The 24,542-nt window shown below is 45.2% G+C and carries 23 protein-coding genes; 14 read left to right on the forward strand and 9 right to left on the reverse strand.

Translation table 11 applies throughout. The annotated features are described in order from the left end of the window. The first annotated feature begins 20 nt into the window (after positions 1-20). Entirely contained in the window at positions 21-1,190 is a 1,170-nt protein-coding gene (locus MKY54_RS04435; protein WP_076129609.1) for a GDSL-type esterase/lipase family protein, read from the forward strand. On the opposite strand, the gene MKY54_RS04440 is transcribed toward MKY54_RS04435, so the two are convergent. Both MKY54_RS04440 and MKY54_RS04445 read right to left on the reverse strand, forming a co-directional pair. After that, entirely contained in the window at positions 1,191-2,852 is a 1,662-nt protein-coding gene (locus MKY54_RS04440; RefSeq protein ID WP_076194392.1) for a helix-turn-helix domain-containing protein, read from the reverse strand. Further along, positions 2,849-4,669 carry a sensor histidine kinase gene (locus MKY54_RS04445; protein ID WP_076194393.1) on the reverse strand — a complete coding sequence of 607 codons (1,821 nt, stop codon included), beginning with the start codon at positions 4,667-4,669 and terminating at the stop codon, positions 2,849-2,851. The genes MKY54_RS04440 and MKY54_RS04445 overlap by 4 nt, the downstream gene beginning before the upstream one ends. A gap of 136 nt (positions 4,670-4,805) precedes the next feature. Between MKY54_RS04445 and MKY54_RS04450 the strand changes: the two genes are divergently transcribed. The 4 genes from MKY54_RS04450 (at position 4,806) to MKY54_RS04465 (ending at position 10,012) form a co-directional block, all read left to right on the forward strand. Then, entirely contained in the window at positions 4,806-5,687 is an 882-nt protein-coding gene (locus MKY54_RS04450; RefSeq protein ID WP_036680772.1) for a sugar ABC transporter permease, read from the forward strand. Beyond that, entirely contained in the window at positions 5,687-6,520 is an 834-nt protein-coding gene (locus MKY54_RS04455; RefSeq protein WP_036680774.1) for a carbohydrate ABC transporter permease, read from the forward strand. Before MKY54_RS04450 ends, MKY54_RS04455 begins: the two co-directional genes overlap by 1 nt. A gap of 61 nt (positions 6,521-6,581) precedes the next feature. Next, positions 6,582-7,883 (forward strand): extracellular solute-binding protein, encoded by a 1,302-nt coding sequence (locus MKY54_RS04460; protein WP_094902687.1) that lies wholly within the window; start codon positions 6,582-6,584, stop codon positions 7,881-7,883. A 137-nt stretch (positions 7,884-8,020) separates the two neighbouring features. Beyond that, positions 8,021-10,012 (forward strand): beta-galactosidase, encoded by a 1,992-nt coding sequence (locus tag MKY54_RS04465; RefSeq protein WP_076279877.1) that lies wholly within the window; start codon positions 8,021-8,023, stop codon positions 10,010-10,012. A 441-nt stretch (positions 10,013-10,453) separates the two neighbouring features. Here MKY54_RS04465 and MKY54_RS04470 read toward each other — a convergent pair whose 3' ends face one another. Both MKY54_RS04470 and MKY54_RS04475 read right to left on the reverse strand, forming a co-directional pair. Continuing rightward, the gene (locus MKY54_RS04470; RefSeq protein ID WP_339189664.1) at positions 10,454-10,744 is read right to left on the reverse strand and encodes a hypothetical protein; all 291 of its coding nucleotides are present in this window, start codon (positions 10,742-10,744) and stop codon (positions 10,454-10,456) included. Between the two features lie 107 nt (positions 10,745-10,851). Then, complete coding sequence (locus MKY54_RS04475) at positions 10,852-11,685, reverse strand: AraC family transcriptional regulator (protein WP_254848824.1); 834 nt, start codon at positions 11,683-11,685, stop codon at positions 10,852-10,854. A gap of 119 nt (positions 11,686-11,804) precedes the next feature. Here MKY54_RS04475 and MKY54_RS04480 point away from each other — a divergent pair, with 119 nt between their 5' ends. Further along, positions 11,805-13,835, forward strand: coding sequence for a beta-galactosidase (locus tag MKY54_RS04480; protein ID WP_076279876.1), 2,031 nt, complete (start codon positions 11,805-11,807; stop codon positions 13,833-13,835). Positions 13,836-13,912: 77 nt separating this feature from the next. On the opposite strand, the gene MKY54_RS04485 is transcribed toward MKY54_RS04480, so the two are convergent. Further along, a complete protein-coding gene (locus MKY54_RS04485) occupies positions 13,913-14,602 on the reverse strand; it encodes a hypothetical protein (protein WP_339189666.1) in 690 nt (229 codons plus the stop codon). A 199-nt stretch (positions 14,603-14,801) separates the two neighbouring features. Here MKY54_RS04485 and MKY54_RS04490 point away from each other — a divergent pair, with 199 nt between their 5' ends. Further along, positions 14,802-15,359, forward strand: coding sequence for a DUF1273 domain-containing protein (locus MKY54_RS04490; protein ID WP_038568847.1), 558 nt, complete (start codon positions 14,802-14,804; stop codon positions 15,357-15,359). Between the two features lie 102 nt (positions 15,360-15,461). Next, positions 15,462-15,785 (forward strand): YciI family protein, encoded by a 324-nt coding sequence (locus MKY54_RS04495; protein ID WP_143759986.1) that lies wholly within the window; start codon positions 15,462-15,464, stop codon positions 15,783-15,785. Between the two features lie 6 nt (positions 15,786-15,791). Here MKY54_RS04495 and MKY54_RS04500 read toward each other — a convergent pair whose 3' ends face one another. Next, positions 15,792-17,249: an amidase family protein gene (locus tag MKY54_RS04500; protein ID WP_076279874.1), complete on the reverse strand. Its 1,458-nt coding sequence runs from the start codon at positions 17,247-17,249 to the stop codon at positions 15,792-15,794. A gap of 170 nt (positions 17,250-17,419) precedes the next feature. Between MKY54_RS04500 and MKY54_RS04505 the strand changes: the two genes are divergently transcribed. Next, entirely contained in the window at positions 17,420-18,547 is a 1,128-nt protein-coding gene (locus MKY54_RS04505; RefSeq protein WP_076279873.1) for a copper amine oxidase N-terminal domain-containing protein, read from the forward strand. Positions 18,548-18,643: 96 nt separating this feature from the next. On the opposite strand, the gene MKY54_RS04510 is transcribed toward MKY54_RS04505, so the two are convergent. The 3 genes from MKY54_RS04510 to MKY54_RS04520 form a co-directional block, all read right to left on the reverse strand. Beyond that, positions 18,644-19,138, reverse strand: coding sequence for a hypothetical protein (locus MKY54_RS04510; protein WP_076099543.1), 495 nt, complete (start codon positions 19,136-19,138; stop codon positions 18,644-18,646). 69 nt (positions 19,139-19,207) lie between these two features. Continuing rightward, the gene (locus MKY54_RS04515; RefSeq protein ID WP_076185007.1) at positions 19,208-20,623 is read right to left on the reverse strand and encodes a HAMP domain-containing sensor histidine kinase; all 1,416 of its coding nucleotides are present in this window, start codon (positions 20,621-20,623) and stop codon (positions 19,208-19,210) included. Next, a complete protein-coding gene (locus MKY54_RS04520) occupies positions 20,611-21,294 on the reverse strand; it encodes a response regulator transcription factor (protein ID WP_232061150.1) in 684 nt (227 codons plus the stop codon). Before MKY54_RS04520 ends, MKY54_RS04515 begins: the two co-directional genes overlap by 13 nt. A 147-nt stretch (positions 21,295-21,441) precedes the next feature. Between MKY54_RS04520 and MKY54_RS04525 the strand changes: the two genes are divergently transcribed. The 5 genes from MKY54_RS04525 (at position 21,442) to MKY54_RS04545 (ending at position 24,516) form a co-directional block, all read left to right on the forward strand. Further along, complete coding sequence (locus MKY54_RS04525) at positions 21,442-22,155, forward strand: YceI family protein (RefSeq protein ID WP_076129600.1); 714 nt, start codon at positions 21,442-21,444, stop codon at positions 22,153-22,155. A 167-nt stretch (positions 22,156-22,322) separates the two neighbouring features. After that, positions 22,323-22,718, forward strand: coding sequence for an 8-oxo-dGTP diphosphatase MutT (gene mutT, locus MKY54_RS04530; RefSeq protein WP_076185009.1), 396 nt, complete (start codon positions 22,323-22,325; stop codon positions 22,716-22,718). 40 nt (positions 22,719-22,758) lie between these two features. Then, positions 22,759-23,085: a nucleoside triphosphate pyrophosphohydrolase gene (locus tag MKY54_RS04535; RefSeq protein WP_076194412.1), complete on the forward strand. Its 327-nt coding sequence runs from the start codon at positions 22,759-22,761 to the stop codon at positions 23,083-23,085. A 37-nt stretch (positions 23,086-23,122) separates the two neighbouring features. Next, the gene (locus MKY54_RS04540) at positions 23,123-23,473 is read left to right on the forward strand and encodes a DUF1648 domain-containing protein (RefSeq protein WP_081391932.1); all 351 of its coding nucleotides are present in this window, start codon (positions 23,123-23,125) and stop codon (positions 23,471-23,473) included. A gap of 50 nt (positions 23,474-23,523) precedes the next feature. Next, positions 23,524-24,516: a Gfo/Idh/MocA family oxidoreductase gene (locus tag MKY54_RS04545; protein WP_076310577.1), complete on the forward strand. Its 993-nt coding sequence runs from the start codon at positions 23,524-23,526 to the stop codon at positions 24,514-24,516. The last annotated feature ends 26 nt before the right edge of the window (positions 24,517-24,542 follow it).

A 24,542-nucleotide genomic window follows, 5' to 3' on the forward strand; every position in this document is an offset into this window, starting at 1 on the left:
CTAATAACGGGGGAAACGTTATGAATACTAATTTAATTAAGGGAAGTGGAGTTTTGAATCAGACGGACTATACCTCTGCTACGGTTCTTTCAACCGCCGCTAATTTTATTATGAATAGGCAAGAACCTTTTACACATACCTTCCGGACTTATATTCGTTTACGGGAAAACGGCCCGGTGCAGCTGAAATTTTGGCATAGCAATGCGGTGGATTCCACCTGGGACCAAGGGCTTGAAGCTTCGGGCAGTGAACCTGGGGGCAGTTGGGTGATCGAATCGGCATTTATCGCGGATGGGGGCACTGAGCCAAACGGAGCTATTATTGAGCATACACAACATGCTGTCACTTTTGAAGGCAATGTCTCCAAGTCAGTAGCGGCCGGTGAATGCTTCTGGAGTGATGAGACAAGCATCAACCTACCTGATGGCCATTACTTAGCGTTTACATGGACGATTAAGACAACTACTGCGGGTAAATCCATTCCTTTCAACGTAGAAGGGATGCTGGCAACCGCTTATGATGCGCCCGGAAATCTGGCTGCACAGGAATCAGCCGATGGGTTTACAGAATCTGACAAGCTTTTGGTACTGCCAAGCTATATCGGATATAAGAAAGCTGTGAATAAGAAGCTAGTATTTTTGGGAGATTCGATTACTCAAGGTGTGCGGACATTAAAGGACGGATACGAATATTGGGCAGCGAGAATTGCGGATGGTCTTGGTGCAGAGATTGGTGTATGGAATCTCGGCTCAGGCTGGGCTAGAGCGTATGATGTGGCTGCGGATGGCCCTTGGCTTCACAAAGCTAAACAGAGTGATGAACTGATGATTGTCCTCGGCGTAAATGATATTGATATTGGCTGCCGCTCTGCAGATGAGTTACTTGGTGATCTGACAACTATTATTGCTAAGATCAAAACAGCAAATGCTGATGCTAGTATTATTCTAAGTACGGTGCCGCCGTTTAATTTTCAGGAGGCAAGAGAAGAGACTTGGCGTAGAGTGAATCATGAAATCCTGACTAACCCACCCGCTGGAGTAGACCGTGTGTTTGATATAGCAAGCCTATTATCGTTGCCTGCACCAGACGATCACCGGATCAGACCGGAATATATGAGTGGACAAGACGACCCGCATCCGAACGGCATAGCCGGTAAGACGGTTGCGGACGCCTTTTTAAACTGGTATTGATTAACTCTTAAATGTGTCCCGGTAGTCCTTAGGTGAAGATCCAACCTGCTTCTTAAACACTTTGCTGAAATATTTAACATCATGAAAACCGACCATTTCGGAGATTTGGGCCAGCTTCAGACGAGGATTCTGCAATAGTAGTTTAGCTTTATCTATTCGGATATTAACAATAAAGTCGGAGAAGTTAATCCCGTATTCCTGTTTGAATCGGCGGGAAATATATTCACGGCTAACAAAAAACTTTCCGGCCACTTCCTGTAAGGACAGGTCGGAAGCGTAATTAAGCTCGATGTATTTGACGATATCATGCATCGGATTACGTTCTTTAGCTTGTTTCAGGGCGATTACTTCGGCCAGCTCCTGCATTAGGGTATACGACCAGTCACGCCAAGCGAATAAGGAGAACGAGTAACCGTTCGTATAAGGAGCTGGGTGAAGCTGGTCGGCCTGTTCAAGCTCGGCCAGTGCGCCTTCAGCTTCAGGGCCTAACATTTCCCGTACCAGCTGGGAACGAAATAGTAGAGCATCATTTTTCCATGAGTTTAGGATTTCTGGTGTCACAACTCCTCCTCGGCTAAGCTCATCTACCCAGTGCTGCGCAGCTGTTGATAATATCTCTGGACTTCCGCTGATGACTGCCATTTTCCAATCTTCCTTGACGTCAGCAAAGTTCGTTGTTGATACATTACCGCGAACCTCTGCTTTGGCGATCTCTTTACGATCTCTGAATTCTTCGGAGGAAGAGGAGAAATGGCAGTAATCCTCATGAATTAATAAGTTTCGGCGTTGTAAGGCCTCTGCCACCTCTGCACGCTGATAAGGTAACTGCTTAGGTAAGTTGCCGATGCTGCTGATTCCAAAATGCATTCGGACCTGCAAGGTAGAGTAGATGCCATGATTGATTCTGCCTATTAGCTCGACCACAGAGGGTTGAATATCCCACAGAATAATCGCAATCTCCGGAGGACCTCCCCAATAACGAAAAGCAACACCCTTAAGCGGACTGTGCAAAAATTCATTACAAATATTGACGATAGCGTAGTTCATTAGCTCGGTGTCTCCGCCAAAACGTTTAATCAACGGATTGTTACCCGCATCTGTCTGCACCAATATTAACCGAGCGGAATGGATGTTTTCCGGAATGATACCATCACTGCATAACCTCCGCAAAGATAAATCAGAATTGATCGGATCATCAATTAGTGCAGATAATAGCTTTTCCCCATAAATGGGCTTGAACTCATTAAGCTGAATACTCTGTTTCTGCCGTTCGCTTCGGTCGTCTTCTTCTGAGCGCCAGGCTGCAACTGCTTTAGCTACCGCTACATTGATTGCCTCGGCTTCGATAGGTTTCAGGATATAATCAATACCCCCATGCCGCACAGTCTGCCGTACGAACTCAAAATCATTATGTCCGCTGACTACAATAAACTTAGTGTTGCCGGCGAATTCGTTCACCCAGGTCATTAACTCTATCCCATTACCTGATTCCATCATCATATCCATAATGACTAATGCTGGTTTAGCCTGCCGGATGATCTCGATGGCTTCATTTCCATTTCCGGCTTCCAGAATTTCATCTATTTGATGGGCGTCCCAGTCGACAAGCAGTCTGACTGCCTTTCTAACTCTTGCCTCGTCATCAACAATCAACGCCTTCATATCTTTTCACGCTCCGCTATAATTTCAATTTCCAATTTCACTACTACTCCGCCTGCTCTAAGGTTATCCACAGTTAAAGTGGCACTATCTCCGCACACAAACTTGAGTCGAGCCAGAACGTTCGGCAGACCAATACCTGATCCTGTAGCTTCCTTGGTTTGCTCTGTATTTCTTAATAAATCTATATCTGTTCTAGTAGGATGCTGTAGCTTCTGCTTTAAAAGATCTAACTTCGCTGAAGGGATCGCATTTCCGTTATTTTGGATACAGATTTCCATCCGGTTGTCATCCACTCTTGCTGCGGTGATTTCAATGAATCCGTCACTGCGGGAAAGATTAAAGCCGTGTTTGAAATAATTTTCTACAATAGGCTGTAAAATCATTTTCGGCATAAACGTCTCTAAAAGTGATTCCTCCATATCGTAGCGGAAACTGAACTTATTTTCAAAACGTTCCTTTTGCAGTTCAATGTAGGCTTTGACATGATCCAGCTCATCCTTAACAGTTACGATCTTCTCCTCATTGTACATGCTGTAGCGCATCATTTTGGCTAGAGCTGAAAGAAGTGAGTAAATTTGGGGCACTTTAAGCTCTAAGGCCAGCGTGCCAATGATCTGTAACGTGTTATTCAGAAAATGCGGGTTGATTTGTGCCTGCAGTGCCCGCAGTTCATTGGTCTTATTGGACAATTCCAGCTTGTACTCTCTTAAAATCAGGTTGTTGATCGTGTCCATCATACTGCGGAATCGCTCGGTAACCACGCCAATCTCATCTTTGCCCATAGGTTGAATTTCAACATCAAGATTACCGGTCTGCACCTGATTCATGTAACGAGTCAACTGCTTGATAGGAGCCGTGATTCGAAAAGAGATCAGGGTCGTTAACGTGGCAATTGTAATCAAAAGTAGAACAAGGAGGAATATATTGATCGCTGCCGCCTCGTTAGCTTCCCGGAAAAGATAGGACGTAGGAATCTGCTTCACGAGGGTCCAATTTAAACCTTGGGTTTCGATTCTTTGGTAAATAAACACAGCATCTTCCTCTTCAAAATACCCTTGCGAGCTTTGATTCGTGGCGATTTGCTTGTTGTACCAAGAAGCGTGTAGGCGCTTGCCGTATTCCTCACTGTTGCTTCCGTATACAATCCTGCCATCGCCATCCAGCAGCCAAATGTTCTCCTGCTTCTGATCATATAACTGGCTGACGATGTCGGTAAGAGCCGTTAGCTTAACATCGATCGACAGGAAGCCGAGTGGGGTGGTAGTGGGAATCCTTTCAATTCGTCTATGCAATGTGAACACAGGCTCCGGTATGAGTTGCGGGATAGGTGAAGTTAGGCCATAGCTGTGACTTATATGTGTACTTTGTATAAACACAGGAGAACTGCTAGTGATCTCTGAGTCGGCATAAGGGGGGATACCCTGCCAACGTTTGGGTGTATTTTGGGTGAGCAAAGTGGCTTTTCTATCCTTTACACCGTAAAGATACACCTGGGATATATCTGGCATGGATGAAGAAATGTAATTTAGAGAAGAATAAATTCGTGTATTTGCTGCCATATCCTCGTATCCCGCTTCGAGCAGTCTGTAGAAATCTGAATCTGAATAGACGATAAGGGAGAGACGATTGATCTCCTGAATCAGACTTTCGATGTTTCTATTGCCTTGAAAGAGGAGGTTCGTATTCTCATCTACTGCCCTTGTTCTTAGGGATTGAGTGCTATAGTGATAGCTAATAAACATGGTGGCCATAATACAGATTAACGTTGGCAGTAGGATAAAAACGATCAATTTTGTGCGAATCGTGTTCCATTTCATCGAAATTTGTCACATCCGATCAATATTTTACACCTGAAAGATCACTTTAGTAGGTGTGAGGTACCCTGAAAAAAACAGATAATATGTGTATAAAGCATAAACAAGTAAGTGAGCAAAAGAAAGGGGGGGGCAATAAATGCGCGGCACTAAGTTGTCCCAGTTAGGTCAACAGCTTTTTTTCGTTGGTCCGGCAGTTTTGTTTTTTACCTTAATAACGATTATCCCATTTTTGATGGGGATGTATTACTCTTTCACAGATTGGAACGGTGTATCCGGTAATGTAAGTTGGGTCGGATTTCAAAACTTTTCCACTATTTTCTCAAATGACCCTGACTTCTGGTCTTCCTTTTGGTTCACGGTAAGATTTACGGTGTTAGGTGTGATTTTGACTAACGTGGTAGGCTTCTTCTTAGCTTATCTGTTAACTAAACCTTTAAAGACACGTAACATGCTTCGGACTATTTTCTTTATGCCGAACGTTATCGGGGGATTGTTGCTTGGTTTCATCTGGCAATTTATCTTCATCAAAGGGTTCGCCACTATGGGCGACCTCACAGGATGGTCCTTCTTTAATCTTCCTTGGCTCGGTGATGCCACAACAGGATTCTGGGCGATTGTAATGGTCTTTGTTTGGCAGTCTTCCGGTTATCTAATGGTTATCTACATTGCCTCGTTGAGTAACGTATCTAAAGAAGTACTAGAAGCGGCTGATATTGATGGTGCTTCCCGTTGGCAGGTGCTACGCAATATCGTAGTTCCGCTAATTATGCCTGCTGTAACTATCGGATTATTCTTGGCCATTTCCTGGTCATTCAAAATGTTTGACCTTAACTTGTCCTTGACGAAGGGCGGACCGTTCAAATCTACGGAATCCGTTGCTATGAATATTTACAATGAAGCCTTCCTGAACAATCGTTACGGGCTGGGTACTGCAAAAGCGCTGCTGTTCTTTGTAATTGTAGCCATCATTACTCTGATTCAGGTCCGTATCACGAAGAGCAAGGAGGTTGAAGCGTAATGAAACCTACAGAAAAAAAGAGATGGAATATTGGCACGGAAGTAATAATGATCCTTCTGGCCCTGCTCTTTCTCTCTCCATTCTATTTCTTGCTCGCAAACTCGGTGAAATCCTTCGGTGAAATTCTGAGTGATGCGGCAAGCTGGCCAAAAGTATTTATGTGGTCGAACTATTCAACCGCCTGGAAATTAGCCCGTTTCGGTGAAGCATTCCGAAACTCGGTTATTATCACAGTGATCAGTGTTATTCTAATCTCTCTGTTCAGTGCGATGGCATCTTATCGTATGGTTCGGGCGAATACGAAATTCAATCAGTTCTTGCTGCTTATCTTCGTAGCTGCAATGGTAGTTCCGTTCCAAACGATTATGATTCCTATTCTGAAGGTCGTAAATGTTATTGGAGTAAACAACTCTTTCCTTGGTTTGATTATCACGAATCTAGGAATCAGTGTTCCGATGGCGATCTTCCTGTTCCATGGCTTTATCAAGTCCGTTCCTCTTGAAATTGAAGAGGCGGCTACAGTAGATGGATGTAATCCTATTACCGTGTTCTTCCGTATTGTGCTTCCTTTGCTGAAGCCAATGGTGATGACAACAATCGTGCTAAACGCACTTGGAATATGGAATGACTATCTGTTGCCATCCTTGATTCTTCAGGCACCAGAGCTTCGGACCATTCCACTAGCGACTTTCTCCTTCTTTGGTCAATACACCAAACAATGGGATATGGCACTTCCGGCTCTCGTAATCGGGGTCGCACCAATTATCATTTTCTACCTGTTTATGCAACGTTACATTGTTGAGGGAATAGCGGCTGGCTCGGTGAAAGGTTAACACCGAGCCCTCCGTTCCAAATATTTTTTAAGCAGTCCACTATTTTAAGGGGGAATATATAATGAAGAAGAAACACTCCGCAGTTGCTCTATCAGCAGTAATGGCAATGAGTTTAGCTCTAACGGCATGTGGTGGTAATAATAACGCTTCTAGTAACTCACAAAATGGAAGCGCTGGCACAAATTCAGGTGAAGTGAAGACCGTTAAGATCTTCCAATTCAAAACTGAAATCGTAGAAGGCCTCAATGAGCTTAAGGTAGAATTCGAAAAAGAATACCCTAACATCAAGCTGGATATCCAAACAGTTGGTGGTGGTGCGGACTACGCAGCAGCATTGAAAACTAAATTCGCTTCCGGCGATGCGCCTGATATTTTCTCCAATGGTGGATATGCAGAAATGGAACTTTGGGGAGACAAGATGGAAGATCTGTCCGACCAACCTTGGGTAAAAGATCTGATTCCTATGGCTGCAGAGCCTATGACTAAAGATGGCAAAGTATACGGTATGGCAATGAACCTTGAGGGTATCGGTATTGTGTATAACAAGGACTTGTTCGCTAAAGCGGGAATCACTGAAACTCCAAAAACATTGTCACAGCTTGAAGAAGCAGCTAAAAAGCTGCAAGCTATCGACGTAACTCCTTTTGGTAATGCATATCAGGAATGGTGGCTGCTAGGTAACCAAGGGATCAGCGTAGCCTTTGCACAACAAGATAATGTAGATGAATTCATCAAAGGTTTGAATGAAGGAACTGGTACAATTGTAGGCAATAAAACGTTTGAAGAGTGGAGCAAGTATCTCAAACTGACTTTACAATACGGACAAAAGAATCCTTTGACCACAGATGCTAACACTCACCTGGCAATGTTCGCAAAAGGCGAAACTGCAATGATGCAAGAAGGTAACTGGGCACAAACTCTTGTTGATAACATCACTCCTGATATGAACATTGGTATGTTCCCTATGCCAATCAATGAAGATGCTGAGAAGAATGACAAAATGACTGTTGGTATCCCTGCGAACCTTGTAGTCAACAAAGAATCCGGTTCTAAAGAAGAAGCAAAAACTTTCTTGAACTGGTTGGTAACTTCCGATATGGGTAAAGAGTACATCGTTAAAAAATGGAAATTCATCCCTGCTTTGTCCACAATCGAAGCAACACCTGAAGACATCGGTATGCTTGGAGCAGACGTATGGAACTACGTAAAAGAAAACAAAGTTTATGGCCTGCAATCCTCTAAATTCCCTGATGGTGTAACGCAAGAATTTGCCAGCGTGATTCAACAGTTCATTGCTGACAAGGTTGACGTTAACGGTTGGATGACTGGTATGCAAGCTGCATGGGACAAGCTTAAAAAATAAGTAAAGCACATTATAGAGAAGATTTAATGGATATTAGTGGTTAACAGAAGCGCTCTCCGTATACCTCATCAATTTGAGACGGGGAGCGCTTTTTTTGGGAAACAGGGCTGATTATCAAGGGATGGGGAGAAGCGCCAATGAAACGATATGATCATGTTCAGATGGGTGTGGACTATTACCCGGAGCATTGGGATGAATCCATGTGGGAACCAGATATCAAGTTGATGAAAGAAACAGGTGTTAAAGTAGTCCGGGTTGCTGAGTTCGCATGGAGCCGACTGGAGCCAACTGAGGGGAATTACCAGTTTGAGTGGCTGGACCGTGCGCTGGACCTTTTTCATCAATATGATCTGCAGGTTGTGATGGGTACGCCAACAGCTACACCGCCAAGATGGTTAACGACGAAATTTCCGGATGTGCTTCCGGTGTTTGCTAATGGAGAGATTTTTCACCCGGGGGTACGTGGACACCGCTGCTATAACAGCACATCGCTGCGTGAGTATGGCAGCCGTATTATTCTGCGTCTTGCCGAACGTTACAGTGAACACCCGGCCGTCATAGGCTGGCAGACTGATAATGAATTTGGCATGTTGGATTGTCATTGTGACGCTTGTAATACTGCTTTTCGAGCATGGGTACAAGCTAAATACGGAACATTGGCTGAGGTCAATGCAGAATGGGGAACCGTTGTTTGGAGCGGGGAGTACAGCGATTGGAATGAGCTTACCGTGCCGTTGGGCGGATCACCTCATCAGAATCCATCTTTTCTGCTGGACTTTCAGCGGTTTCAGTGGGATTCGGTGGTAGCGTTTCAGACAGCGCAGATCAATATTTTGCGTATGATTTGTCCAGAGCATTTCATAACCCATAACTTTCACAGCTATCCGCAGCGTCTCGATATGTACGCAGTGGGTGCAGATCTGGACGTGGCTGCGTTTGATTATTATCCGAATACTTCGCCAACCAAACAAGAGACAACGCCTTATAGCGGAGCACTTTCATTGGACGTAACCCGTGGCATCAAACGCCAAAACTTCTGGATCATGGAGCAGCTGAGTGGATCTCCGGGTTGTTGGATGCCGATGTGGCGAACCCCTTATCCGGGACTGATTCGTGCCTATGCATGGCAGGCGATTGCTAGAGGTGCGGATACTGTTGTTCATTTTCGCTGGAGAAGTGCAACTTCAGGAGCAGAACAATTCTGGCACGGGCTGATTGATCACAGCAATGTTCCCGGACGCAGATTAGCGGAGTTCACGCAGCTATGTCATGAGGTTAATGGGCTGAGCGGCAAGCTCCAAGGAACGAAGCTGAAAAACGAAGTGGCTATCCTCCATTCTCATGAAGAGAAGGCTGCGCTGGATATTCAGCCGCAGGCAGAGGGCTTTGATTATTATGAGAACATTAAGCAGATTCACCGGGCGGTGACCAAGCTTGGCATGGGCTGCGATGTTATCGACCTCAGACAACCGCTTGATGGATACAAAGTAGTAATCGCTCCAAATTTATATTTGCTGGATGAGGAGATCGTACGTAATCTGGAGGATTTTGCCCTCGCTGGCGGGACCTTACTGATCACCAACCGTAGTGGCGTCAAAAATATAAACAACATCGCAGTCATGCAACCGCTGCCTGGGCAGCTTAGCTATTGTACCGGCGTTGAAGTGCTGGAGTATGATCCGATTGGCGTTGAAACACATGTCATCGTGGATGCGGAGGGTAATCCATATGAATGTACGCAGTGGTGCGACATCCTCCGACCTGTAGTGGCTCAGCCAATTGCTTGGTATGGTGATGATTTCTATCGCGGCACACCCGCTATAACTGTTAATTCCTTCGGCAAAGGTCAGGTTTATTACTTTGGAACCCATGCGGAAGAGCAATACTGGTCAGTTCTATTGGAGAACCTGGCTAAGGAAAAAGGGTTGTTATACTATGAAGGATTGCCAAACGGAGTACATGCCTCCGTGCGGACTGGAGATCAGGGAAGCTTCTTGTTCCTGCTTAATCTGAGCCGCGAGTCGGTGATCGTTCCGTTGCCACGAGAATACAGCAGCCTGCTGGATAATAATATTCGATCGGGAGAGCTCCAGCTCGAGCCGTATGGTGTTGAGGTGCTGGAGATTTGAGTGGTTTTGAGTAAAGAGATTTTGGAGTGGGTTTGGGAGTGTGGCAGGAGAGGGGAAAGTGGAGAGGGGAATGTGTGGAGTAGGGTGAAGTGAAGGTTGGTGAAGATGGAGTGGGGGATGTGTGGAGTAAGGGAAGAGCGGTGTAGGGGAATGTGTGGGGTAGGAATAGTGAAGTAAGTGGAAGTGTGGAGTAAAAAATGAGTGGAGTAGGGCATGCAGAAACTTTAACAGAAGCACAACAGAAAATAGTTGTACTTCGTACACTTATTTGAAGTGTTGGAGTATTTAATTGGTTTTAGTTGCACTTTGTGCAGCTAAAAATTGGCTAATCCCGCTGCAAGGCCATATTCCGAGAATATAGTTGCACAAAATACACTTATATGGATAATTTCTGCCGTGCAGGCTATTTTAAGTGTACAAAGTGCAATTATTTCGTCTGACTTACTCATACTGAACTGAAGAGAGCTGCACAATGGAGTCCCCATCATGGGCAGATTTCCACATGGAGTCCAACATGGGCAGATTTCCACATGGAGTCCCAACATGAGCAGATTCCCACATGGAGTCCAACATGAGCAGATTTCCACATGGAATCCACCATGAGCAAATTTCCACATGGAGTCCACCATGAGCAAATTTCCACAATGGAACCATGAGCAGATCTGCACGATCCATCTCAGAGGTGCCGTACACTCGCAGCCAAATGCACCCAGCCACCGTAACGTACCGCACTTCACCGTACCGCCCATTTCTACACAATAGTAGCGCATACCATACTCTTACTACGTTCTAGCCGCATATTCCCAGCGAGCAATTTCTCCACAGCAGGCGGGGCATGTTTAATGAAGGCGTCTAAATTGCTCCGGCGTAGTCCCGGATTGCTTGCGAAATGTGGCTACATAATGGCTGACATCGCGGAAGCCGACTAGCTGGGAGATAGCTTTTACCGTAAGATCGGGTTGGCTTACGAGCATTTCTTTGCTTTTGCGGATGCGTAAACGTACGAAATAGGCATAAGGCGAGAGTCCGAAAGTTTGGACGAATAGGTTGTTAAGATAGCGCCCAGATACGCCTAGTTCATCGGCTAGATCGTTCAGTCCAAGATCAGGATCGCCATAATGGCTGTCCATCCATTTTAGCAGTGGCTGCAGCTTATCTACATTGCGGGAAATCGCCGTATTATTTTGAAGCTGGCCATATTTACTCAAAGTAAGCAAAAAACGATAAGCATCTGTGGAGGCGCCGAGACCAAACATATCCTGATAGGCATCATGACGATCCAGCATTTCCTTCAGCAAATTGGGGAGAGGCGCTTCATTTTCCCAACGGTAAAAAGAATTACTATTCATCCCAAGGGTCTCCAAAATAGAGTGTGCCGAATCGCCACCAAACGTTAGATAATAGGTACCCCAGTTTTTAGTGGAAGCCTCATAACGATGGGGTGTATAAGGAAGTAGTAATACGCCGCTGCCTTCGGGCAGGGAAAAGGTTTTATTGTCAAAATGGATGATCCCTTCACCTTCTGAGGTTTGAAGCCAATGATACGTGTCATAGCCATCGGGGCGGGATACTTTTTCCTGATCATGATTGTGCCCCATACTGTCTAAAGTGATTGGCAAGTGCTGTCCACCTTCATGGACGAATACGATCCTGCGATGCATGATTTCGGACAATGTTATCCTCTCCTGTTAGTTCTATATTCTTATATGTATGAGATATTATTTTATATTTAAAGGGCAACCTTAACCATTTACAATAGATATATAATTATACTATAAAGGGTGTGCGAAGTGTGATTAACGATAAATTACCTAAAATTTGGTACGGTGGAGATTACAATCCGGAGCAATGGGATGCGCCAGTATGGGCTGAGGATGAACGGATGTTCAAGCTGGCGGGAATTGATGTTGCCACAATTAATGTGTTTTCCTGGGCTTTAATCCAACCTTCCGAAGATACTTATGATTTCTCCTCATTGGATGAATTAATGGATAGACTATATAAAAATGGAACTTATGTATGTCTAGCTACAGGAACAGGAGCACATCCAGCTTGGATGGCTCATCGTTATCCTGAAGTGACCCGTGTCGATGTGCAGGGCAGAAAACGTAAGTTCGGCGGACGTCATAACTCCAATCCGAACAGTTCAGTTTACCGCAAGTATGCAGCGAAGCTGGCTGGTAAGCTGGCAGAACGCTACAAGGATCATCCGGCACTGGTAGCTTGGCATATTTCTAATGAATATGGTGGCTATGATTATTCCGAACAGTCCGCTGCTGCCTTCCGTGTCTGGTTGAGGGAGCGTTATGGTTCGCTGGATGCTTTGAACAAGGCTTGGAATACACGCTTTTGGGGACATACGTTTTATGATTGGGAAGAAATTGTGGTGCCAAATGAGCTGAGTGAAGAATGGAACGGTAACCGTACTAACTTTCAGGGGATTTCATTGGACTATCGCCGGTTTATGTCTTATAGCTTGCTCGAATGTTACAAAATCGAATACGAAGCGATCAAAGAACACAGCACTAACGTACCTGTTACAACGAACCTGATGGGCTTTTATCCGGAGCTGGATTATTTTGAGTGGGCCAAGCATATGGATGTAATTTCTTGGGACAACTATCCTTCACTGGACACACCGGTCAGCTTTACAGCAATGACACATGATCTTATGCGTGGATTAAAAAATGGCCAACCGTTCATGCTGATGGAGCAAACACCGAGCCAGCAGAACTGGCAACCGTACAACTCTTTGAAACGTCCAGGCGTTATGCGTCTATGGAGTTACCAGGCTGTAGCGCGTGGTGCAGATACTGTGTTGTTCTTCCAACTGCGTCGTTCGATAGGGGCTTGTGAAAAGTATCATGGAGCGGTAATTGAGCATGTGGGTCATGAACACACACGGGTATTCCGTGAATGTGCTGAGCTGGGTAAAGAGCTGGAGCAGCTTGGAGATCAACTACTGGATGCGCGCAGTGCAGCTAAAGTAGGGATCATCTACGATTGGGAAAATCGTTGGGCGCTGGATCTCTCAAGCGGACCGTCGGTTGCCTTGGATTACGTGAATGAAGTCCACAAATATTATGATGCGCTGTATCAGCAAAATATCGAAGCCGACATGATCGGGGTCGAAGAGAACCTGTCCAAGTATGAAATTGTTATCGCACCTGTAATGTACATGGTCAAGCCAGGTTTTGCAGAAAAGGTTGAAGCCTTTGTAAAAGCGGGCGGCACATTCATTACAACTTATTTCAGCGGTATTGTTAATGAGAACGACCTCGTGACGGTTGGAGGTTATCCAGGCGAGTTGCGTAAAGTGCTTGGAATTTGGGCAGAGGAAATCGATGCATTACTGCCAGGTATGAGCAATGAGCTCGTGCTGGATAAAACGTGGGGTAGCTTGAGTGGTTCTTATAAATGTGATCTGCTCTGCGATCTGATCCATGCCGAAGGGGCAGAAGTTTTGGCAGAGTACGGTTCTGATTTCTATAAAGGAATGCCTGCGTTGACTGTGAATAAATTTGGTGAAGGTAAAGCTTATTATGTGGCGACAAGTCCAGAAGCAGGATTCCTACAAGGATTCCTAGCGAATCTATGTGCCGAAAAGAACATTCAGCCGCTGGTAACTGCACCGGAAGGTATCGAATCTGTTCAACGTGTGAAGGATGGCGTATCTTACTTGTTCTTACTGAACCACACTGCCGGGGATTTAAGCGCGGATATTGGGGCAGCTGAGCGTACTGATCTACTGACAGGTAATGTAATCAGTGGTTCAGCAGTTGTACCGGGTCGTGGAGTATTGATTTTGTCGGATAAAAAATAGTTTATAGTATACGATTTTTAAAAAACTTTCCGGGCATAGCTTGCCCCCGGAAAGTTTTTTTGTTGTGAAGAAACTGATTAGCTGCTGCTGCCCGTGCTACCGTCTGGAGCGGATCCGCCGGGGTTTCCGCTGCTTAAGGTAATGCTCTCCGCCACAGTGGAATCTGATTTAAGCGTATATTGGATAATGTCATCAGCTTTCAGGTCAGCTAAGCTGATCGTGTTCTCCTGACGCGTGCCATTGTCGAAGGTAACCGTTACAATTTTGGTATCAGCATCAATTGTAATATCTGTGGTTTCCTCGGAGAAGGTTTGCTGCATCCCGCCGCCCTGTGGTCCACCACCTTGTCCACCGCCGTCAGGGGCTCCGCCTTCCGGTATTCCCCCCTCTGGAGGTGTACCGTTTTCTGAGCCTTGATCACCTTCGGGTCTTTCCGGTGGAGTACCAGCCTGGCCGTTCTGCATATCGGCTCCAGCCGTATCTCCAGTGCCTTGTGCGGGCGGGGAAGGCATTTCTGACGTATAGATTGTAATTGTGTTGTCGCTAATACTCTTAATCTTGCCGAAATTCATGGACATGCCGGGTCTGCCGTTTTGTTGATTGCCGTTTCCTTGAGATTGCTGTGCCTCAGCGTTATCTGCGGGTGCCGTGTTCGCTTGGTTATTAGTAACAGCTGTTCCTTCGGACTCCGAATTGGTGCTGCAGCCAGCCAATAGTAGAGAAGCAAGTAGACTTCCTGAGATCATAATCGGTATTAATTTCTTCATTTATTTTCTCTCCTTAATAGTTTTAGATTGATTAGGAGAAATATATCAGACGGTTCTGAAAGGTTGCTTAAGATCAGCTGAAAGTTTGCCTAAAGAAATAGATCATGTAAATGCTATATAATAATCATATAAGTGGGATAAAACTCTACAAAGGTAAGTCATGGTAAGAGATAACCAACGTTCAGGAAAGAGGCAGTACATGAAGAATTTACTCGTAACAGGCTACCGTGCGCATGAGCTCGGTATTTTTGATAATAAGCATCCGGGAATTCCTTATATCAAAAAGGCGCTGTCTAACAGATTAAAGCCGCTAATTGAAGAAGGCGTCGAATGGATTATTACCCCTGGCCAGTATGGTGTCGATCTTTGGGCTTGTGAGGTGGTAAGTGAACTCAAGACTCAATATCCTGAATTGAAATTGGGGATCATTACGGCGCATACTGGACAGGAAGAGAAGTGGAAGGAAGAGAAGCAGGAGGAATACCGACGTATTATTGCGGGTGCGGACTTTTGCAGGGCGGTCAGTAATGCCCCTTATGACGGCAGCTGGCAGTTCAGGGCCAGAGATGACTTGTTGTTCCGCAAAAGTGACGGGATATTGCTCTTTTATGATGAGGATGCGGCGGAAGGCAGCCCGAAGTTTTTTAAAGAACGAGCGCTGAAGCTGCATGCAGAGGGGGACTACGAGCTGTTTCTTATTCATTCTGATGAGATTCAAAATATTGCCGATGAAGAAAATCAGCGAGATTATGAATAAAGCTACGAACGAAGACATCGCGAAATAAAAAAGCCCGAATCGGCATTGGGAAATCACCGTTACGGGCTTTAGTTTCTATTTGAACGAGAGGCGGAGAATAGGATGAGTGAGGTCAATCAAGCAGATATTCGTTATGTTATTTTGCTTAGCCCGACGAATAAAGACCGTAGAGACATGGAGATTATTCGTGGTCATGTTAAGCATTTACAAGAGCTGGACCGTAAAGGACAATTAGTGCTGTGTGGTCCCTTTAGTGATTGTCCTGGCGGTATGGTTATTGTAAGAGCGAACTCACGCGAAGAAGCCGTTCTCCTTGCCGAAAAAGATCCTTACGTGCTGTCTGGCATTCGTAGCTATGAAGTGCGTACATGGAGTCTGTCCCATGAGGGAAACAGGCATTTAGGTATTGTTCCACTTCAGGAATAGGTTTAATCAAATGAAGCTTTTTAGCGAAGGTGCTTTTCGCACCTTGTAATGCTGCTCATAGGCATAGGCTAGCTTGATAAGCGTAGGCTCCTGATAAGCTTTTGCTGAGAAGGTTACACCAAAGGGAGCGCCGGCCGACGTGTATCCAGAAGGAACGACGATGGACGGATATCCTGCTCTGGAAGTAATTCTGGCGCCAAAATCGGCAGGGAACAGCAGGGCATCCAGATTGTATTCTTTCATAGTGGCATCGATCCCTTCTTCCTTGCACAGCTTCAGGTCAGTCGCTCGATGGCGTAAATATTGAGCTTCGCTTTGTGTGCCGGAGGAGGTATATTCCGCATCTATTAATGTAGCTTGACCAAATCTCAAAGTCTCCACAGGGTGTGCATGATTAAAATCAATAATATCCTTCAAGGTTCGCATAGGTGCTCCGGGGCCCAAATGAGATAAATAAGCATTCAGTGCTGTTTTGAATTCGTTTAATACCACCGAAGAGTAACTAATCTCCCGGGCGGTCTTAATATCCGCAGGATCAATGATGGTCGCTCCAAGCTCTCTCATCCTGTCGACGGAAGCGTTGAACAAAGCAAGCTGCTCATCTGTGAGCTCCTCAAAATAATAATCACGTGGTATCCCAATTCGAGCGCCCTGCAAACCATTCGGATCAAGGAATACAGTATAATCCTCGTGGATTCTACCTGTATTTGTTCCCATAGCTGCATCGCGTTGATCCTTGCCCAGCATGGCGTTTAGCAGTAACACGGCATCATGAATGGTTCTAGCCATAGGGCCTGCGGTGTCTTGTGTATTGGAGAGCGGCAGGATTCCTGAACGGCTGAGCAGCCCCACGGTTGGCTTAATGCCGATGATGGAGCCCAAATTACCGGGATTAAGAATCGATCCCGAAGTTTCTGTGCCAACAGAGACCGTACAGAAATTACAAGCGACAGCTACTGCTGAACCCGCACTAGAGCCGCCGGTTGGCGTAGAAATATTGTAGGGGTTAAGGACTTGCCCGCCACGGGAGCTATAGCCGGAGGGCATGCCGTTCGTCATAAAATTGGCGAATTCGGTCATATTGGCTTTACCCATAATAATGGCGCCGGCTTCACGCAGCTTGGTAACTATAAACGCATCTTCCCCGGCAAAAGAATTCGCCAAAGCCAGCGATCCCGCACTTGTATGCATTTTGTCCCCAGTATTGATGTTATCTTTCAATAACACAGGTATCCCGTGCAGGGGGCCGCGTGGGCCATTAATTGCCCGTTCCACATCCAGAGATTCTGCGATAAACAACGCATCAGGATTAATCTCCAGTACAGAGTTAATCGTCAGGCCGTTTTTGTCGTGATCAGCAATGCGTTCATAATACATGAGAACTAGTTGTTTTGACGTAATTTCTCCGGCTTCTAATGCGGCTTGGATGTCCGGTATGGTGGCCTCTACGATTTCAAAACTCATATGCGTTCACGCTTCTTTCCCTCTAGGATATGGCTTCTCCTTCATCTAACCATAATTTGGGTGTCGTTGGTAGTTTTCTTTTTAGACTTACATTTTGATTGGCCATTTGATATATTCAGGTGTGCATTGTTTTTTTTTTATTTTTCTAGATTAGGAGCTAAATTAAGAACATGAAAAACCACAACTTTGCTTCAAAAATTATCACTTTTTTTGTGGTGATGATAAGTTTCGCTGTTTTATCTTCAAGTCAAGCCTTTGCGGAAGACAGTGATCTCAAATGTTATTTGGACGGTAAGCAATTACATTTTAATGTAAGTCCTATACTGAAAGATGGAGTTACATACGTACCTATGCGGGCGATCTTTGAAGCTTTAGGCGCAACTATTAAATGGGATAATCATGCGAAGTCAGTCTCAGCGGTTAAAGGGGATATTAACATTTTTTATCTGGTCAAGGAAGGAAGAGTAATTGTAAACGCCAAAGAGCATGAGCAAGTCTTAAAAGGTATCAATTTTCAAAATAATACACTCGTCCCTTTAAGATTTATTAGCGAAGTGTTGGGTAGTAGTGTCACTTGGGATGAAGGTACAAAATCTATTTACATAACCTCACCAGTTGCCGAGGAGAAGATTATTGCCCCGGTCAACAGAACAATTTCAGTAGGAAGCCAAGAGCAATCAAAATCGTTATCAGATGAGAGAAACAGGTTTGTTATAAACGTAAAGCACTACGGAATTAAAAATAATCAGTTGTATAGCTTGCTCGAATTTTCTAACATGGATAATAAAGACATCTCAATAAATTTTAAGTCTGGTGATCAAAAAATCATAAAGACATTCTCAAAGGAAAAGGACCCCATGCCGACTCTGAAAATTGAAAATTGTACGGAAGTAACCCATAAAGTAGTTATCGATAATATTGGCGGGAATATATATAAAATCCCTGAATTTTCAGTTAATCAGGCATGTGTCAGTTCCAACCAATCCCAACAAGATGCGCTTGATGTATGGCGGAACGACAATTCCGGCCTCTCGGAATTAGGCAGTAACCTCGTATCTATCCGTAAATATATTCAAGATCAGACGGGTGGGCTGCAAAACTTTGTGATCCCAGCCAATAAAGCTGAACAGCTGATCTTGGTCGCCCCAGTTGGAGGGAAGGATAGGTTGGTTGTGGAGGGCGGTTATTTTGTAGGAGGTCTATCAAATAAGACTATAGAATTCCAACTAGATTATGAAGTGGTTTCCGAGCTCGATTTGGGTATTTATAGTTACATATATACGGAACCTGTATATTAAGGATCGTTTTATTAGAAAAGAGGTGTCCGAACGGCCAAAATAAATGGCTGCTCAGACACCTCTTTTGTTGTGAGTGTGTAGATTAAAGTCTGACAATTACTCCTGCGCTGCTGTAAATCCCTCTTCCGCTAAATATTCTTTAGCTTCCTCAAGCGTTTCAAACGCCATCTCCAGATTGAGGTCGGCATAGACATACCATAAATCATCCTCAAGCTTTAGGGTTAGGGTTTGGCCCTCATCATTAGTCCAGAGTGTATCGGCAGTTGCCGCAGCCTTTTTCTTTCTTTTGCTGGCTACAGGAGCATCAGGAATGTAAATAGACAGTGAGGTGATGGAGGCATCCAGCAAACTACGCAGCTCGGATTCCGAGTAGTCGCGAATATTCACGAAGCCCTTATCGTCTGTCTCGTAGCCCCGCAGTAAGCCTGCGAACACATAGCCATTACCATTTGGATGCAGGTGAAAAGCCACGGTTTTCTTATCATGCTGGCTTTCCTCGTAGTGATAGTTCACGCGCCCAAGGGATACATTTTTGCGTTCCAGTTGGGGGTAAGAGTCGAGAATCGCTAATTTTTGTTCAAAAGTAAGCATATACAGCCTCCGGTTTTCGGTGTGATTGTGCACATGATTATACCATGTCGATGGATCGCAGACTATTTTTTAATCATCAAGCGGCAGAGACAGCACGAAGGTGCAGCCTTTGTCTGAGTGCTCCTCAAGCACGAGGCTTCCGTTCATAGATTCGGCCAACAGACGGCTGAAGGTTAGGCCGAGTCCCAGACCACGCAGTGTGCTCTGCTTATCGCTGCCCCGGAAGAAGGCTTCGAAGACATGCTCACTATGATTGGATGAGATGCCAAGCCCATTATCTTGAACACGGATTTCGGCAAAGCCATGACATTGCTGATCCAGCAGTTCTATTGTAAGCTGCACCTTTCGATCCGGAGCTTTGGCTTGTACACTGTTATTAAGTAGATTGACGATTATCTGCTGGATACGAAGGGAGTCCCCACGCAAAAATAAGGGATTAATCGGCATATGAAGCACGGGTTCAGCAACATCTTCCGCCTGTGTCAGTTTCCATTGATATACGATTTCTGATAGTAGTGGTACGGCATCGAGTCGGTCGTGACGAACGGAAACCATTCCTGCAGTCAGGGCATTGTAATCCAGAAGGTCGGCTACCATTCGCTGCAACCGCCCAGCCTCCAGCAGGGCAATATCCAGAAATTCCACAGCTTCATCACCTTCAACGACCCCTTCGCGGACGGCATGCACCAGGCCTTTAATAGAGGTTACGGGTGTTTTCAACTCATGGGAGACTCCGGCCAGCATTACGGCTCGAGACTGCTCAAATTGCTGTAACTTGCCTGCCATCTCTTCAAAAGACATCATCAGCTCATGAATTTCCCGCTCTTTAGCATCCTTATCTAGAACGATATCATAACGGCCATGGCTGATTTGAGCCGCTGCCTCGACTACCTTCTGAATGGGTTTTGCCAGTTTACGAGATAAGAGGTAAATGGTTAGCCAACTTAAGATGATTAGAAACAGCAGCAGTATGGAGAAAAATATGATCTCCTCCTGTGGAATATGCCGCAGTGATTTTTTGGATTGCAGGACAATAACCTGTCCCAGTGTTTTGTCATCCGAATTTATGGGAGCCACAGCAGCTTTGAACTCCGGACTGCGGGAGTCGTTCAGGCTATCATTTAGCTTATATCTCATTTCCTTGTCAGTTAGAGGTGGCAGGGAGAATAGCATTTGACCTTGTTGATCAGTAATGATCACGCACATCTCTATGGTTAACTTGAAAAACCGCTTCCGGTCTTCGATCAGTTTTTCGAGATTTTGGCTGATTTCAATGGAGCCTTCCATATTTAAGCTGCGATCTGCAATCTCCTGTGCCAAAAGCCCCGCAGTCTGCAGACGATTGCTCATAGCCTCCTGACGGATCCACCATAATGTAGCTAAAGCTGTGAGGAGCAGGCCTACACTAATAATGAGTAGATAACGTATCGTCCAGTAAGAAAGGATAGAGGTACGTTTGGCGTTGTTTCTCTTTAAGTTGTCCATAATTGATATCCCGTCCCCCTTAGGGTACGGATTTCCCCCTCACTAGTAGGCCAGTGCGACAACGCTTGGCGTAGTCTTTTGATCGACAAATCTACCGCCCGGTCGCTTCCTTCATAATCCATTTCCCATACAAATTCTATTAATTGCTCACGCGTACAAATCTGATTAGGTCTTTCAGCGAGAAATAACAGCACTGACATATCCCGAGGACTAAGACTCAGCTCAGCCCCATTTAAAAAGACAGCACGTGCTGTGAAGTCGATAAACAAACTGCCATAATGCCGTTTACGGCTGCCATCAGACCACTGCGAGGGACGGCGTAAGACAGCGTTCACGCGTGCTACCACCTCCTCGGGAATAAAAGGTTTAGACATATAATCATCCGCACCACCGTCGAGACCGGCTAGCCGGTCATTGATCCCATCTCTTGCCGTCAGCATGATCACAGGGCAGCTGCTTTTTTCACGGATGAGCTTAAGCAGTTCAAAGCCGTCCATGTTTGGCAGCATGATGTCTAGTAATACTAATGAAGGAGGAGATATAGCAAAAGACTCCAGCGCAGCGCGTCCATCGGCTACACGGGTGACTTGAAAGCCTGCTTTTTTCAGATAAGCACTGAGGACCCTAGAGATGGCTTCTTCATCTTCTACAACAAGAATGGATTTCGTCAAATTGGAGTACCTCCAGTCCATAAAATTTACGACAAGTTTAACACATCATAGCCCGTTCTGCTCTGACTTCTTCCCGACATATTGCTTTGTTAGAATGAGGGACGAGCTTGAAAGCATACAGAAATTATGAATATTGGAGGGAACAGGATGAAGAGAAAAAGAATAGCCTTGATCGCTGCAGGAGTTATTATCGTAGGAGTAGTCACAGGTTATACATTACTGGATAAATCGCTGGGCAATAATGTAGAGATCGAGTCCGTGATTCCAAATCAAGCAACCACAGCAGATGCTGGAGAGACAACAAATAACACTGGAGCATCAGCAGGGGTGGCGGTCACAGCCGAACAATTAAACGGGGATTGGACCCTTGCGGAAACCTCTAAAGTCTATTGGTCAGTGACGACCTCTAAAGAAACAGTAAACTTCGTAGACAACAAAGTTCAGGGTACCTGGAAGGTAAATATAGAGGATTCTACTTCGATGGCCGGGGAAGGGACAGTGGATATGAGCGCTCTGGATTCTGGCAATAGCCAACGGGACGAGCATGTAAAAGGAGAGGATTTTCTATCCGTAACGGAATTTCCACAATCCACGTTTGTAGTGAAGTCATTTTCGGAGCTGCCGGCAGAATGGACTGAAGGAGCAACTGTGCCTGTTGAAATGCAGGGGACGCTTACCGTAAAAGGAGTAGAAAAGGACGTCACCTTTCAGTCGCAAGCGGCGTATAGCGGGGGACAGTTGATGCTGTCGGGAACGACAACAGTGGCCTTTTCTGACTTTGGTCTAAGCAATCCCCACACCGTTGTACTGGATACAGAAAATAATCTTGAGGTTCGTTTGGAGCTTGTGCTGACAAAATAGTAGCTCTTTCGTAAGGATAACGCTGCTGTGAAATTTATAGAGAGACTGTACTGAAGAGATTTTCCCAGGCCGTGTTGGCTTTTGGGAGAGTCTCTTTGGTTTGGAATGAATTGTATGTTTTAATAGTAGTATCTGTCGAATAACTAGCAATAGTGGAGGTGTTCTTTGTGATCAAGGTGGCGGCAGCAATTATACATAATGAAGAAGGGCAGATTCTTATTGCCCGGCGGCGGCAAGGTAAATCGCAGGCAGGTCTGTGGGAATTTCCTGGTGGCAAAATAGAGCAGGATGAGAGCATCGCAGAGTGTCTGCAAAGAGAGCTTCAGGAAGAGATGGGGATCACAATCCTTCCCTATGAGAGCTTTGGCATGAACGAGCATAACTATGGAGAGATAAAGATCCAATTGATTGCTTGGAAAGCGCGGTATCAGGGAGGTGTAATTGATCTGGTGGATCACGACGAACATAGGTGGGTGCTTCCGGCTGAACTGGATCAGTTCATGTTTGCTCCGGCAGATCTTCCTTTTGTAGAACGTCTAGTGATGGAATCAAAGCCGGATTGAAGGGAGATATAATATAATATAGAAGAAAGGAAGAGCTTAAATGCCTGTATATGAAAAGCTAGTGCGTGACGGCATCCCCGATTTGATAGCTTCTCAAGGTAAAGATTTTAACACAAGGATATTAGAGTCCAAAGAATACATAACTGAACTACGTAAAAAATTGCAAGAAGAGTCGAAGGAATATTTTCAGGCAGCAAGTGATGAAGAAGCTCTGGAGGAGCTTGCCGATATGATGGAAGTGATTCAGGCTCTGGCGGAGACACACGGGAGCAATAGCGTGGAGCTGGAGAAGCAACGTGCAGAGAAAGCTAAACGTCGCGGTGGATTTAAGAAGGGGATATATCTGATTGAAGTGGAAGGAGAATAACAGGGAGATTATTTTTCCGCACAAGGAGGGTAAAACGTTGTTCAAAACCAAACTGACGATGATCTTAAGCAGTGTGGTGGCCTTGATTCCTGTAGCTATTTATTTATTCCTTTATTCCAAAATGCCGGATACCGTGCCGATTCATTATGATGGGAACATGGCTGATCGATTTGTAAGTAAAGCTAGTCTGGAGGTTATTTTGCAAAGCGGGCTGGGTTGTTTAGGATTCGTAATCATGAAGCTTTTACAATTCCTTTTGCAAAAAGCGTTTATTCAAAGCTCTAACGAGCACTCAGCGGCCTTGAGCAAGATCTGGAATATTGCTATTTTGGTGGTGACGGTGGTGTTTGCTGGCATCAGTTCCTATACATTCATTAGAATGGTCTGATAGAATTAAAGAGACTTAGCAGAAGGATTAGGAGGAACATGCAAATGAAAATGGACAACGCTTACAAGGTGAGATGGGGAATTATTAGCACAGGCTGGATTGCTCATCAATTTGTTACTGATTTGTCGCATGCCAGTAATGGTGTGGCTTATGCCGTTGGGTCAAGATCTCAGAAAAGTGCCGATGAATTTGCTAAAAATCATGGGATTCCGCATGCCTATGCAACCTATGAGGAATTGCTGAATGACCCGAATGTAGACGCGGTATATATTGGAACGCCGCATCCTTTTCACAAAGAAAATGCTTTAATGGCGCTGCGTGCAGGCAAAGCTGTCCTGTGTGAGAAACCTTTTACCGTAAACAGCGGTGAATTGGAAGAAGTTGTGGCCTATGCTAGAGCACATAAGCTATTCCTGATGGAGGCAATGTGGAGTCGCTACATCCCGGCGATTGTGAAGGTTAGAGAATGGATTGCTGAGGGTAGAATCGGTGATGTTCGTTTGGTGAAGGCAGACCTAGGGTTTCGTACCGACTGGAATCCGGAAGGCAGATTGCTGAATCCGCAGCTGGGCGGGGGTGCGCTGCTGGATGTGGGGATTTATCCGGTTTCTTTTGCCTCCATGGTGTTTGGACCTCATCCTGAGTCTATTTCCAGCACAGTGCACATAGGTGAGACTGGAGTGGACGAGCATTTCTCGATGCTGTTGTCATATGGTAACGGGAAAACCGCTTCGTTGAACGGTGGTATTCGTCTTAACATGTTGGAGGAAGCGCATGTGTTTGGCACAGAAGGCCGTATTATTGTAGAGGGTACATTAGTGAACCCGAAATCGGCTGCGCTTTATATAGGAGATGAGAAGGTAGAGAGCTTTGCAGATGACCGAGCTTCTATTGGATATTGTTTTGAAGCGGAGGAAGTAGGACGTTGTCTTCAGGCGGGGCTTACAGAGAGTCCGGTGATGACATTGGATGAATCGTTAGCGATTCTGAAACTGCTGGATCAAGTGCGTGCACAGTGGGGGCTTAAATACCCTGGAGAGTAATTAAAATATAAATTAAACACCCCTCG

The sequence above is a fragment of the Paenibacillus sp. FSL P2-0121 genome (assembly GCF_037975345.1).
Lineage (GTDB): Bacteria > Bacillota > Bacilli > Paenibacillales > Paenibacillaceae > Paenibacillus_AQ > Paenibacillus_AQ odorifer.